At 44.9% G+C, this 14043-nt stretch carries 13 protein-coding genes; 12 read left to right on the top strand and 1 reads right to left on the bottom strand.

Going from position 1 to position 14043, the window contains the following annotated elements; genetic code table 11:
* Positions 1-145: 145 nt before the first annotated feature.
* The 11 genes from A5877_RS03895 (at position 146) to A5877_RS03845 (ending at position 12439) form a co-directional block, all read left to right on the top strand.
* Positions 146-2215, top strand: a complete 2070-nt coding sequence (locus A5877_RS03895) for a BglG family transcription antiterminator (RefSeq protein ID WP_086316413.1) — start codon at positions 146-148, stop codon at positions 2213-2215.
* 24 nt (positions 2216-2239) lie between these two features.
* Complete coding sequence (locus tag A5877_RS03890) at positions 2240-2542, top strand: PTS sugar transporter subunit IIB (protein WP_005225455.1); 303 nt, start codon at positions 2240-2242, stop codon at positions 2540-2542.
* 31 nt (positions 2543-2573) lie between these two features.
* Positions 2574-3863, top strand: a complete 1290-nt coding sequence (locus tag A5877_RS03885; protein WP_008379073.1) for a PTS sugar transporter subunit IIC — start codon at positions 2574-2576, stop codon at positions 3861-3863.
* 18 nt (positions 3864-3881) lie between these two features.
* Positions 3882-4274 (top strand): hypothetical protein, encoded by a 393-nt coding sequence (locus A5877_RS03880; RefSeq protein WP_086316412.1) that lies wholly within the window; start codon positions 3882-3884, stop codon positions 4272-4274.
* A gap of 22 nt (positions 4275-4296) precedes the next feature.
* Positions 4297-5163 (top strand): class II fructose-bisphosphate aldolase, encoded by an 867-nt coding sequence (locus A5877_RS03875; RefSeq protein ID WP_010747730.1) that lies wholly within the window; start codon positions 4297-4299, stop codon positions 5161-5163.
* Positions 5164-5784 carry a zeta toxin family protein gene (locus A5877_RS03870; protein WP_086316411.1) on the top strand — a complete coding sequence of 207 codons (621 nt, stop codon included), beginning with the start codon at positions 5164-5166 and terminating at the stop codon, positions 5782-5784. It begins immediately after the preceding gene.
* Positions 5785-5990: 206 nt separating this feature from the next.
* Positions 5991-6590 carry an NUDIX hydrolase gene (locus A5877_RS03865; protein WP_086316410.1) on the top strand — a complete coding sequence of 200 codons (600 nt, stop codon included), beginning with the start codon at positions 5991-5993 and terminating at the stop codon, positions 6588-6590.
* Positions 6591-6750: 160 nt separating this feature from the next.
* Positions 6751-8061 carry an NCS2 family permease gene (locus tag A5877_RS03860; RefSeq protein WP_008379064.1) on the top strand — a complete coding sequence of 437 codons (1311 nt, stop codon included), beginning with the start codon at positions 6751-6753 and terminating at the stop codon, positions 8059-8061.
* 373 nt (positions 8062-8434) lie between these two features.
* The gene (locus tag A5877_RS03855) at positions 8435-9430 is read left to right on the top strand and encodes a LacI family DNA-binding transcriptional regulator (protein WP_008379063.1); all 996 of its coding nucleotides are present in this window, start codon (positions 8435-8437) and stop codon (positions 9428-9430) included.
* Positions 9431-9576: 146 nt separating this feature from the next.
* Positions 9577-10953 (top strand): PTS transporter subunit EIIC, encoded by a 1377-nt coding sequence (locus A5877_RS03850; protein ID WP_016613622.1) that lies wholly within the window; start codon positions 9577-9579, stop codon positions 10951-10953.
* Between the two features lie 43 nt (positions 10954-10996).
* Positions 10997-12439 (top strand): glycoside hydrolase family 32 protein, encoded by a 1443-nt coding sequence (locus A5877_RS03845; RefSeq protein ID WP_086316409.1) that lies wholly within the window; start codon positions 10997-10999, stop codon positions 12437-12439.
* Between the two features lie 121 nt (positions 12440-12560).
* On the opposite strand, the gene A5877_RS03840 is transcribed toward A5877_RS03845, so the two are convergent.
* Positions 12561-13232 carry a cyclic nucleotide-binding domain-containing protein gene (locus A5877_RS03840; protein WP_086316408.1) on the bottom strand — a complete coding sequence of 224 codons (672 nt, stop codon included), beginning with the start codon at positions 13230-13232 and terminating at the stop codon, positions 12561-12563.
* A 92-nt stretch (positions 13233-13324) separates the two neighbouring features.
* On the opposite strand from A5877_RS03840, the gene A5877_RS03835 reads away from it, so the two are divergent.
* Positions 13325-13981, top strand: a complete 657-nt coding sequence (locus tag A5877_RS03835; protein WP_086316407.1) for a YitT family protein — start codon at positions 13325-13327, stop codon at positions 13979-13981.
* Positions 13982-14043 lie beyond the last annotated feature (62 nt).

The raw sequence follows: 14043 nt of genomic DNA, 5'->3' as shown, positions 1-14043 counted from the left end.
AATAAGGAAAATATGAAATAATCGAGCAAAGATTCCTATTTCGAAATAGAAGCGTTTACATTTTTGCAAACTAAAGTGGCAGAAACATCTACTTTTTTTGTTGTAAGCGAAATCATATACTCAAATCAGAGAAGGAGAGAAAGTTGTGAAAAAACGAATCGTAGATGTTTTGCATCGCCTGTTGGTGACTGATTATCCACTATCCATCGAACAACTGGCAGAAGAGACCGCAGCGAGTGGGCGGACGATCCGCAATGATTTGAATGAGATCAACACGTTTCTTGCTGACTTACACATCCGACCGATCCAAACTCTTCGAGGAAAGGGCATCCTTTTGAAACTGACCTCGAAACAGCAAGCCATCGTTTGGCAGGCATTACAGGCACAACAGTCGGAATATATGACCCGTGAAGAGCGTCGTTTTGATCTGCTGCTGCATCTGACCTTTTCAAATGAGATCCTGGTGTTGAATAAAAAAGAAGAAGCGTACCAGATATCAAAAAGCAGCATGGATGAAGACATGCGCCGTTTGCGGGCGGACATCAATAAATATGGCATTGAGATCATCAGCCTAGGAAAAAAAGGACTGCGGTTGAATGGATCGGAACGAGCGATTCGGACGATGATTTTTGACATCATCAATCAGCGGATCGGTAGGTTGCCACTTGATAAACAGACCCCAGATTTAGTCTTTACTAAATTGCTTTATCGCTATTTGCCGCAAAAAGAAATCAAACAGATCCAACTAGTGATGCAAGCAGTGTTGCCGCCAAATCAAAATGAGTTGTATAGCAGCCAAATTTTATTGTTTACCGCCATTTGGCTGATGCGTATCAGAATGAAGGAATTTATCACTCGCATGAACTGGTCTGCTTCCAGCAATCCGCTCCAAGGGTCAGCCTATATCCAGGCGATCGCTGAAACCTTTTCGATCGAGCCACCAGAAATCGAAGTCAACTATCTTTCTTTCATCATCGAATCACTGAATTTTAAAGATTTGTCCAATTCCATCGAATGGGCGCATGCGCAACTCTTGTCGCTGCAGCTGATCCAATTTGTGGAATGCCAAACCAAGATCCCTTTTAGTAAAAAGGAAGAAGAGTTGTTAGAGGGATTGTATAAACATATGGCAGCGCTGATCGTTCGAGCCAAGAGCGGTATTCAAGTACCCAATCCGATCAAAGAGACCGTTCGCAAAAATTATGGACAAATCTACCAAGCCGTCAAGGGGTTCGCTCCTACGATCGAAGAGATCGTCGGTCAACCACTATCGGAAGATGAACTGACATTTCTCGTGATCCATTTTTCTACAGCCCTAAGTTCATTGAACCACGAGATTATTACGATCTATAAGGCGGTCGTCGTCTGTAACCATGGAATGGCAACCGGCAATCTGCTGGCAGCCAGCCTCAAGGAGAAGTTTCCAGAAGTAGAAGTTGCGGCAGTCTTGAATTCACAAGAAGTCAATTTGATCACGAAATTCGATGTGGATCTAGTTTTTTCAACCTATGAGATCGATTATCGAGAAAAGCCGGTATTACTGATCCCACCGATCATCAATGAAGAAAATCACCAAGTGATCCGCCGTTTCTTAAAAAACAATGAACAATTCAAGCGGATCGCCTTTGACCAAAAAAATGCCACGCTGTTCTTCAATCAATTGCTTACAGTCATTGAAGAAAGCGGTGGGACGGTCGATGCTGCCGCCTATCGCAAATTGACACACTTGTTTGAACAAAATCAATTAGCCATTAATGCAAGGGAGATTCAGCCAATGTTAAAAGATGTTTTATCCGCTAGTCATATTCAATTAAATGTTCCTGTTCAAAATTGGGAAGAAGCCATTGAACGCTCGGCGCAGCCGCTAGTAAAAGAACAGATCATCGAAAAACGCTATATCGAGGCAATGGTTGCTGCGGTGAAGGAATACGGTCCTTATATCGTCATTGGCAAACATTTGGCGCTTGCGCATGCCCGACCAGAAGATGGCGCCCAGCAGTTGGGTGTGAGTGTCCTCACCTTGGCGCCGCCAGTCGCATTTGGGAACCCAGAAATGGACCCTGTCAAAATCATTTTTTGCTTGGCTGCGGTGGACTCCTACTCTCATCTTGCCATCATGAAGGAATTGATCGAACTGATCAATGATGAAGAAAAAGTCACGCAGTTGCTGGCTTGTTCCACGATTGAAGCTTTTCAATCATTGCTATTTTCATAAAAAACAAGAAAAGGGGAAAAAATCATGAACAAATTATCGATCTTATTCGTATGCGGTGCAGGTCTTGGCAGCAGTTTTGCGGCTCAGATGTCAACAGAAGATGTCTTAACGAAATTAGGAGTGGAGGCGAAATTGGATCATGTCGATATCTCATCAGCAGTATCAATGAAACCAGACATCATCATTACGGCAGAGAATTTTCGGACGCAATTTGAAAAGTTTGCTTTGGACCCGACAACCGCAATCATTTATTTACGCAACATCGTTTCAAAACCAGAAATCGAAGAAAAAATCACCCCAGTATTAACGGAAAAAGGCGCACTGTAAGGAAGAGGCATGACGAAGGGAGTTTGAAAAAATGGGCATCATCAATTTTATCATTGATAATATTTTAACGCAGGCATCGATCACGATCGCTTTGATCGCGATGTTAGGGCTGTTGCTTCAGAAAAAGTCAGCAGGTCAAGTCATTTCAGGAAGTTTGAAGACGCTATTGGGCTTCCAGGTTTTAAGCGCTGGTTCTAGCATCATCGTCGGTAGTTTGACCTATTTCGGCGAGATTTTCACAGAAGGATTCGACATGCAAGGCATAATTCCTTCCATCGAAGCCATCAACGGGCAAGCGATGAATGAGTTGGGCTTGGGTCGGGACATAGCGCTGACATTTTTAGCCATCTTTGTTTTTAATATTTTATTGGCACGCTTTACAAAATGGAAATATATTTTCTTGACGGGTCAAGCCATTTTATGGATGGCGACCATGACGACGGTCTTTGGCTATTTCGCTGGTTTACGGGGCGTTGTCTTGATTCTTGTCGGTGGGTTGATTGGGGCGATCTTTGCCGTAGCGATGCCAGCGATGGCTCAGCCCATCATTCGCAAAGTCACTGGTTCAGACGACATTGCTCTCGGACATTTTTGTACGATCGGCTACCTCTTTGAAGCAGGCGTTGCCTATCTGTTTGGGGAAAGAGGCGAGAAGAAAAAATCGATCGAAGACATCAAACTGCCACGTTCTTTTGAATTTTTACAAGACACCTATCTTTCTGTCATGGTCGTGATGGTTCCACTGTATATCGTGACGGTCTTGTTTGCTGGAGAAACCTTTGCTTCTACGCTCTCTGGTGATCAAAACTATATCATGTATGCCTTCTTGCAAGCCATCCAATTCGTGGTTGGGGTCTATGTTTTGTTAGCCGGTGTACGATTGCTCTTAGGCGAGATTGTCCCGGCGTTTCGTGGGATCGCCATGAAATTGGTGCCCGATGCAAAACCAGCACTCGATTGCCCGGTGTTCTTCCCATATAGCCCAAACGCAGTTATTTTAGGCTTCATTACTACAACGATTGGGACAGTCATCGCCATGTTCGTTTTACCAGTCTTTGGCTTGGCGATGATCTTGCCGGGGATGCTGACGAACTTCTTTGCCGGCGGTACCGCTGGGATCTTCGGCAATGCGGTCGGTGGACGTCGAGGGGCGATCATCGGAGGGATCTTCCACGGTTTCTTCATTACGTTACTACCAGCACTACTTGTGACGATCTTCAATCAAATGGGCTTTGTTAACGCTACGGCAACTGATGTGGATACCGTCACGGCAGCCCTGCTATATGCTTGGATCATCAGTCCATTGTTGAAAAACTTTTAATCGCTAGGAGGAAGACGCATGTTCTCTTTTTTCAAAAAAGAAAAAAAGCCCACAGAAACACCAGCGGTTCCTTTGACCGCTGAAGAAAGCCAAGAGGAAAAAGCGCTTATTAAAACTTTAGAAAGTCAGTTGCAAGCAGAAACCGACATCGACGAACAGGCAAAATTGTATGAAGCGTTAGGCTTAGCCCAGGCAAAACTTTCTCGCACAGAAGAAGCGATCGACGCATTGGAAAAAAGTTTGCAGGCGAAGAAATCGATCGGGGACGGCTACAAAAAACTGATGTCCCTTTACAATGCTCAGCGTGCCACCGCCGCACGAAATGGCGATGATGCAAAGATCGACTATTACATGGATAAAATGGAAGAAATGCGGCAAATCGCCAAACAACTTACGATCAGCGGCAATTAAACTAGACGAGGTGGAATCAAGGATGTATACAACATTAAAAGAAGTAACGAAAACAGCAGAAGCATTGAATTTTACAGTGGGGGCTTTTAATACCCATAATTTAGAAATGCTGCCAAGCATGCTACGGGCAGCCAAAGAGATGGGGGCACCTATCATCATTCAAACAAGTATCGATACGGCGAAATACATCGGCTATGATGTCTTGGTCAATGTCGTCAAAACGATTGCCGATCACGAGCTGGTGGACGCTGTCTTGCATTTGGACCATGCCAGAGATTTCGATGAGATCAAAGCGGCGATTGATAGCGGCTATAGCTCGGTGATGTATGATGGCTCGCATTTGCCCTTCAAAGAAAACATTTTGAAAACGCGCGCAGTCGTAGAATACGCTCATGCCCATGGGGTGTCCGTCGAAGGAGAACTAGGAACGATCGGCGGCACAGAAGAAGGCATTCATGTGGAAGAAGACGATAAAGTCTTCACACGCCCAGAAGATGCGGTAGAGTTTGTCGCTGCTACTGGCGTCGATGCGCTAGCCATCGCTATCGGAACCAATCACGGTCAATTCCGCTCCAAAACCGAAGTGAATGTTGAGTTATTGAAGGAGATCCATGCAGTCGTCGACGTGCCGCTAGTCATTCATGGAGGAACTGGCGTCAAAGAAGAAGATTATCCTGAATTGATCAATAACGGCATTCGTAAGTTTAATGTAGGTACTGAATTGTTGGTGAACTGGACGAAGATTGCGAAAGAAAATTTTGGGGCAACGGAAGTCAACAAATCATTGCGTCACAACGTGATCCCATCCAATGAAGCCATCAAAGAAATCGTCAAGCACAAGATCGGTCTTTTCATGAATACGAAAGCGCCGACTGCGATCGGCAAATAGATGGTACGCAAAAAGATGCTTGTTTTATTGGCAGGCAGCCCTGGAACTGGAAAAAGTTATTTACTGGATCTGTTGAAGACACGTTTTCCTGATCTTTTCGCTCTTACGCCAGATGAAATCAAAGAGTGCTATGCCGAATCCCTCGGCTTTGATTCATTGGCAGAAAAAGCCCAGATCGAAAAGCAGTATGTTTGGCCTTTTTACTATCAGGCATTGGGCTTGTACATGTCTTTAGGAAAACGCTTGGTGGTCTCGGAATACCCTTTTAGTGAAAAACAGAAGCCATTGCTAACTTTTCTCGCCCAAAGCTATGGTTATGAGTGCTTGACCATTCGCTTGACTGCTTCTTTTGAAACCTTATGGGAAAGACGTTTCATACGTGATCGAGCGGATGACCGTCATTTGAGTTTTATCATGGAACGATACCATTACGGGGATGTGCTGGAAGATAGACAAGCTGCAACCAACCATATAACCAAAGAAGCGTTTCGGCAAATCATCAGCGATCGCCGTTACGATGACTTTCAGTTAGGGGAGCTTATCGAAGTCAATGTGGAAGATTACAAGCAAGTGGATTATCGCCCATTGATCGAGAGAATCGCAATTGAGCTAAGTAAATAAGCAAAGCAGTGGGCGTTATACCTGTTCTAGGTACATGCCAACTGCTTTTTTTGAGGAGCTATTTCTCATGATTCAGCTTTTGGGGAAGTTTAGCTGTCAAAGCAAGACGGATTGTTTCTTATGTCTCAGAAGACTTTCTTTTGCAAAACCGCCGATTTCCTCTAGAATAAGAAGCATAACAGAGAAATGGAAAAGGCGGGGAATGGATGAAAGATTATTTTGCGCAATACAAACGCCTGTTATCGATCGCTGAAGCAGGTTTGTACTATGGCAAAGATGTGTACGATAAGGAACGATACCAAGAAATCAAAGAGTTGGCATTGCATTTGATGAGTACCGTCGTGGATCAAGACGCAGCTGCGTTGACCCTTTTAACAGAAAAAAATGAGGGGTATCCTACACCTAAAGTCGACGTACGAGCATTGATCCAAAAAGACGAAAAAATCTTGCTAGTGGAAGACAGCCTGACGAAAGAATGGTCACTGCCGGGTGGCTATGCAGAGATTGGCTTGACGCCTCGGGAAAACATCAAAAAAGAAGTGCTGGAAGAAACCGGTTTGCTAGTAGAGGTGAAGGAGCTGCGAGCAATTTTTGATACGAATCTAAGACAAGACATTCCGCAAGTGTTTCAATACTATAAGTTGGTCTTTGAATGTGAGGTTCTGGCAGGGGACTTTATCAAAAACAGTGAAACTTCCAACAGCGATTACTTTGCGTTGAACGAGTTGCCAAAGCTTTCCATCAAGCGCACCACCAAGGAACAGCTGGAGCAATTGATGAATGAGAAGTCGTTACACGTTGATTAAAAACAGCTAAGGGTAAGATGTTGGAAAAAGCGTTTTATTGGTTTTTTTAACCGGATAATATTTACTTGCAGATAAAGTTGGTTTATGATTGATTTCGTCGTTTTCATTATAAAAAATCAAGCAATTGCGACACCTTTGCTTGATTGCTGGAGGAGTAAAAATGAAGAATCAAATCAATTCCTTTTTTGGGCTAGATACCTTACAAACAACGGTCAAACGAGAAATCTTAGCTGGTTTCACCACCTTTATCTCAATGGCCTATATTTTATTCGTCAATCCAACGGTCCTCGGGGCATCTGGGATGGACGAAGGTGCCGTCTTTACAGCAACGGCGTTAGCCAGTGCATTGGGCTGTATCTTGATGGGGGTTTTAGCAAAATATCCGATCGCTACAGCACCCGCATTAGGGATCAACGCTTTCTTTTCTTATTCAGTCTGTATTGGAATGGGGGTTCCATGGCAAACAGCATTAGCTGGCGTTTTTGTGGCATCACTGATTTTCATCGTGATCACGATCTTCAAATTACGGGAGCTGATCATTGATGCGATCCCTGCTGATTTAAAATACGCCATCTCTGGCGGGATCGGTCTGTTCATCGCCTTTTTGGGACTGAGCGAAGGTGGGATCATCGTTTCCGACGATTCGACCCTTGTGGCACTAGGTTCATTGAGTGTCGGTACGACGTGGCTGACGATTTTTGGTCTAGTGATCACTGCCGTCTTGATGGTTCGCCGAGTTCCTGGTGGAATTTTTATCGGGATGGCCGCAACAACTGTTTTAGGTCTTTTGACTGGCTTGATCCAAGCACCGTCCAGTATCGTTTCTGCTGCACCAAGTATTTCTTCCACATTCTTAGTGGCGCTCAACCATGTAGGAGACATCAACTCCCTGCAAATGTGGGTCGTGGTGCTGACTTTCTTACTCGTCACTTTCTTTGATACCGCAGGCACCTTGGTGGGACTTGCCAATCAAGCTGGCTTCATGAAAGACAACAAAATGCCACGAGTCGGCAAAGCACTTGCTTCTGACTCCACTGCCATGCTCGCCGGTTCTTTATTAGGGACCTCACCAGTAGGGGCGTATGTGGAATCTTCCGCTGGGATCGCCGTGGGCGGTCGTTCTGGCTTGACTGCTGTGACGACTGGAATTTTCTTCTTGTTCGGCTTGTTCTTTTCACCATTGCTATCCGTTGTTACTTCCCAAGTGACGGCACCAGCACTGATCGTCGTAGGTGTGCTGATGGCACAATCGCTACGAGAAATCAAATGGCACGAAATGGAAATCGCAATCCCAGCCTTCTTGATTCTACTAGGCATGCCGTTGACCTACAGCATCTCCGATGGGATCGCCTTGGGCTTCATCTTTTACCCAATCACCATGTTAGCAGCCAAACGCGGCAAAGAAGTCTCACCGATCATGTACGGCTTGTTCTTTGTCTTTCTTGGGTTTATGTGGATTTTGAATGTGTGATAGAGGCGTTTTAATGTAAACTTAGGATTGGATTTCTACTAATGAAAAACCAGCTAAGCGTGGCTTAACTGGTTTTTTTCTTATATGTCGCTTGCTATAAAAATGTTCAGAATCCAATAATGGTTTACTATCCGTGGTTTATCTGCTGACGAATCATGGCGGTGTATTGCTTAAAAAATATGCTCAATGATCTGATCGATCTTCGCCATAGCTTGTAAAGGGAGATTTTAGTTTCTCAACCATTCATTGATTGTAAGATTACTTTGAAGTGAAGCTTCATTCCAAAACCGCCCAACCCAACAATTTTTACGCAAAACCTGCGCTTTTCTTTCAGTTATTGTTATAATAAAAGAAAATGCAAAGGTGGGAAATCATGACAACGATCAAGGACATTGCTGAAAAGGCGGGAGTAGCGAAAAGTACGGTTTCCCGCTATCTGAACAATGGCTATATCAGTGAAGAAAAGCGCAAAAAAATTGATCAGATCATTGCTGAAACTGGTTATCGCCCCAATACATTTGCTCGATCGCTGAAAGCCCAAGACACGAAATTGCTGGGCGTGATCATTCCTCGATTGAATTCGCCCTCGACAAATGATGTGTTAAAAGGGATCGATACGACGGCTCGGGAAAACGGCTATCAAATGCTGATCACCAACTCTGATCAAAGCGATGAACGGGAACTAGAAAATATCGAAATGCTAGTCAAACAAAAAGTAGCAGGGATGATCCTTTTTGCGCGCAAAATCACGCCGCAGCTGCAAGCGGTGCTGGCAGAGGTTCCTATGCCTGTTTTATTGTTAGGTCAACAGTTAGCTGGCATTCATTCCATCGTCCATGAAGATTATCAAGCTGGCAAAACCATGGCAGAATATGCAGTCAGCGCTGGCCACCGACGTTATTTATTTGTTGGTGTCAGCGAAAATGATTATGCGGTAGGTGTCTTGCGGAAAAAAGGATTTCTTGATGTCTTGGCACAAACCCCCAACGTCAAAGTCGACTTTATCGAAACGTCTTTTTCAAGAAGAGAAACGTACCAAAAAGCCCTTGTGTTCTTGAAAGATCAACCGGCAACGTACATCGCCTGTGCTACCGACAATATTGCTGTTGCTGTATTGAAAGCCGCCCATGAACTAGGGTATCAAGTGCCGCAAGACTTTTCCTTGAACGGCTTTGGCGGCTATGATTCGACGGATTATGTCTATCCGACCATCACAACGACCCAATATCCCTATGTCCAATTAGGCATCGATGCCGTCTTAACAATCCAAAAACTGACGCAAGGGGAAGAGGTTCCTGAAGTGATCGAATTGCCGAATCGATTAGTGGTCAAACAGTCGACTGCCAAGCGTGAAAAGCAGGAGAAATAAAGCAAATATTTTTAGAGAAAACAGGACGACCATTTGCGGCGTTCTGTTTTTTTATTTTCTTTGCTTGCAATTGCAAACGGTTTCTGTTAATCTACAGATGTAGAACCGGTTCCACAAATGAACCGACGATCAAAGGAGTGGGAAAAATGAAGGAACAAAAAACGATCGACCAAGTGTTAGAAGCTATTGGCGGCAAAGAAAATGTCAAAAACTTTGAACACTGTGCCACACGTTTGCGCTTGATTTTGAAAGACGATCAGTTAGTAGATAAAGACAAAGCGGAAGCAGTTGAGGGCAGCAAGGGCTATTTTTTCAACACGGGACAGCATCAGTTCATTTTTGGAACAGGAAAAGTCAATGAAGTTTATCAAGCCTTCGCAGCAGAAATGGGCAATGACGCCTCCGCTGAAAAAGCTGGCTTCAAAGATGATGTTTATTCGAATCTGTCACCCGTCCAAAAAGTTGTCCGCACGTTGTCAGATGTCTTGGTGCCATTGATTCCAGCTTTGGTAACGACGGGGCTCTTGATGGGGATTCGGGGGTTATTGACCGAGTTGGGGGTCACCTATAGTGCTGACTGGTTAGCCATGTTTGAAATGTTAACGGATACAGCCTTTGCCTTTTTACCTGTTTTGATCGCCTATAGTGCGACGAAAAAATTCGGCGGTAATCCGATCATCGGGATCGTGGTAGGGTTAATGATGGTGGCACCGCAATTGCCGAACGCTTGGGCAGTTGCCAGCGGGGATGCAGAGCCATTGCACTTATTCGGTTTATCGATCTCTGGGTATCAAGGGTCGATTTTTCCAGCAATTATTGTCGGGATCTTAGTTTCTAAGCTAGAAAAATGGTTCCGTAAATTTGTTCCGCAAATGATGGATTTGATCGTGACACCATTCTTAACGATCGTCATTACTTTAGGCTTGATTTTGTTTGCGTTAGGACCAATCTTGCAAGTAGCTGAAAGAGCAGTCATCAACAGTATCGTCTACTTGGTGCAAGCGCCATTGGGCATCGGTTATATCATTTACGGAGGGGTTCAGCAAGTGATCGTGATCACTGGATTGCACCATTCGTTAAGTATTATTGAGTTAGGGTTATTGAATACGACAGGCGAAAACGTCCTACAAGTCTTAGGTACAGCAAGTATGGCGGGACAATTCGGGGCTGCGATCGCTGCGGCATTTATTTATAAAAACAAAGTCAAACGCTCAAATGCCATCAGTGCGGCGGTTCCAACCTTATTTGGGATCACTGAACCTTTACTATTTGGGGTCAACTTACGCTCGATGCGGATTTTTGGCGCAGGCATGCTGGGGGGCGCAGTCGGCGGGTTTGCGACGTATGTCTTCCAATTAGCTGCCACTGGGATGGGCATCACTTTTATACCAGGACTGTTGTTGTATACTGGAGATTTCGGTGCCATGCTGAAATACGTTGTCGTGATTTTGATTGCCTTTGCAGTCGGTTTTGCTGGTGTCCAATTGCAGCGCAAACCGCTAGCCAAAGAGTTGAATCAATAAATAATCCCTTGCTGTTCATCGGCAAGAGAAAAGAGGTACCGCATTGTTAACGAAGGAATACTGGGCACAGCTTGCCCAAACACAAAACGAATTAGCAGAAAAAATCAGTGCTGATGCGTGGCGCTTGAACTATCATTTGATGCCAGAAACAGGATGGATGAACGACCCGAATGGTCTTTGCCAATTCAAAGGCGTGGTTCATTTTTACCATCAATATGTACCGCAAACGCCCCATGGCGGGGAACCACCTCACTGGGGACACAAAACGTCGACGGATTATGTCACGTTTCAAGAAGAAGCGCTGTTTCTTTCTCCCGAACACGACTATGACAAAGACGGGGTCTACTCGGGCTCTGCCTTTATCGATAATGACGCGATCCATTTCTTCTATACTGGGAATGTCAAACATCCTGGTGATCATGACTATACCTTTAGTGGAAGAGAACAAAACACGGTCCATGTAATCAGCAAAGACGGCTATACCGTCGAAAAGCAAGAAGTCGTGATTCCTCATGAGGACTACCCTGAAGGATTTACCGATCATATTCGTGACCCAAAGGTTTTTGCCCACGAAGACACCTACTATATGCTGCTAGGCGCGCGTACGTTGGAAAACGAAGGGAAAATTTTGATTTATGAATCGACGGATTTAAATGAATGGACCTATCGAGGAATCTTTTTCGGTGAGGACTATGCTCTAGGCTACATGTGGGAATGCCCAGACTACTTCCATTTAGATGGCAAAGATGTGTTGGTCTTCTCACCGCAAGGCTTGGCAGCCAAAGAACATGCCTACCAAAATATTCATCAATCAGGGTATCTGATCGGTGAGGTGGATTGGGAAACCCTGACGTTTAAAGAAACTTCTGCGTTTCGTGAACTTGATTATGGGTTTGACTTCTATGCCCCGCAAACCTTTGAAGATGAGCAGAAACGTCGGATCTTGTGGGGCTGGATGGGGCTAGGAGATACCAGTCCTGAATACAGCAATCCTACGACCCCTCGCGGCTGGCAGCATGCCGCAACGCTGCCAAGACAGCTTTCGGTCAAAAATGACCAGTTGTATCAAGAACCTTTGCCAGAATTCCAAAAATTGCGAGACAAGCAAGTCAGACAAAAAATTGTGCTTTCAGAGAAACCGCAGCACTTGTCTTTCGATGAATTGGCATATGAGTTGCAAGTTACGGCGGAAGCCCCATTGCAGCAGTTCCAGCTTGGACTTTTGCAAGATACGACTTTGGCTTATGAAGCTGGTGTCTTCACGATCCATCATGGCGTTTCTGGCTACGGTCGTAAACAGCGCAGTGTCAAGGTCGATGAACTGACGCAGCTGCAGATTTTTGTCGATACGTCTTCGATTGAGATCTTCCTAAATGGCGGGCAATATTGTTTGACCTCTCGCGTGTATCCAAAACGGACCGAGGCGATCGCTCTCAGCGGAACCGGCACGGTTACTGTCAATGCTTGGGCATTGGCGAAAAAATAAAGCAACGATCCGAAAACGACAGCAAACAGTTGGTTTTTCTTGTTGCACCCCCAAGAGTCAGCTTTTTCTCTGGCTTTTAGGGGGGCATCATACCAACTATTTCGCTGTCGTTATTTGCTTGTTACTGCTTTTGTTGGTTTTGGATAAAGGTCTGCAGCGCAGGCGCATCGATCCGATAGCCGTCTTCAGTTTTTGTGACTAGTTTTTGCGTTTTGAAATCTTTTAAGGTATACGTCAAATGGCGATAGCTCACGCCTAAGTATTCTGCGGTCTCCGTCAATTTTTCTTGAAAAAGATCATCGATCGAAGCTTCCAACAGTAGATGAGCAAGGCGCCAAGCTAAGGGATAGGTTTGATTGACGGAAAAATGATCCATACGCAGCAGCAATTTTTCACCGATAGTTTTGCCTAGTGTTTGTACGAAAGCCAGGTCTTGCATGAGCCCGTGAGCTGCTGCTTGCATCGGAATGCCCAGACATGTTGTTTCACCGATCGCAACCACGGTTTTCGGTACTGTTTCGGCGCCAATCAACGTGAGATCGCCAATGCAATCACCAGGATGGAGAAACTGCAGCAAGGCACGTTTGCCGTTTTCTTGCGTTTGAATGATCTTGGCTTTTCCAGTCAATAGGACGAAAAAGACCGACATCGGCACCGTTTCTTTTTGGATCGCTTCTCGATGATCAAAGGTCCAGAGGGCACTTTGTTGTAAAATCTCCTCAGGAATCGGCAAGGGGCAGCTTTCTTTGATTGGTACCTGCTTTATTGCCAAGGCATAAGTGGTTTTTTTCACTTTTTTCCTCCAAACTAGGAGAAATCTCCTATTTGTTTTTAGTCAGTATAGCACATACTTAGAAAAGCAAAAACGAAAGTGTGGGAGAAAAAATGAATAAAAAGCAATGGATAGGATCAGGGATTTTTTATGGGCTGAGTGCATTCGGGATCAGCTTGACCATTAAAGCAAGCGTTGGGGTCAGTAGTTTTAATGCCTTGAATGTTACGCTGGCAACGATGTCAGGAATCAAAGTCGGCACCATCACAACAGCCATCAACTTGGGCTTTTTAGCTGCCTGTTGGCTATTGGATCGGCGGCAGACGTCCCTCAAACAAAAAGGCAGTGAGTACTTGATTATGTTTTTCGCTTTGCTGGCTTTCGGCTATTTGATCAATGGCTTTGTTTACTACTTCTTGGCATCGCTGCACTTGACGAATTATTGGAGCCAACTAGCTGCTTTGATCGGTGGGATCTTGATTTCTGGAACGGCGACGGGACAAGTCCTACGGTTGCAGGTCTTGAAATTTCCAATCGAGCACTGGTGTCATTTGCTGGCGCAACGCAGTCGTTGGACATTTAAGCAGTACCGTTATGGCGTTGATGCAGTCTGTATTTCGGGGGCACTCTTGCTAGCGATCAGTTTGGGCTTACCGCTAGCGGTGAGGGAAGGGACGGTCATTAGTTTCTTTTTGCTGTCAGGTGCCATCGCTTGGTCGAAGGAACGTGATTTGGCAGGGGCTTTACCCATTTGGCAAAGAAACAGCTAGCCAGCAGTATTCTTGGAATCGGGAAGGCGTCGAGTGTTCTAAAAATGCAGAAAGCGTTTTTT

The sequence above is a fragment of the Enterococcus sp. 3C7_DIV0644 genome (assembly GCF_002141235.1).
Classification (GTDB): domain Bacteria; phylum Bacillota; class Bacilli; order Lactobacillales; family Enterococcaceae; genus Enterococcus_D; species Enterococcus_D entomosocium.
This window is presented reverse-complemented; position numbering and strand designations above follow the sequence as displayed.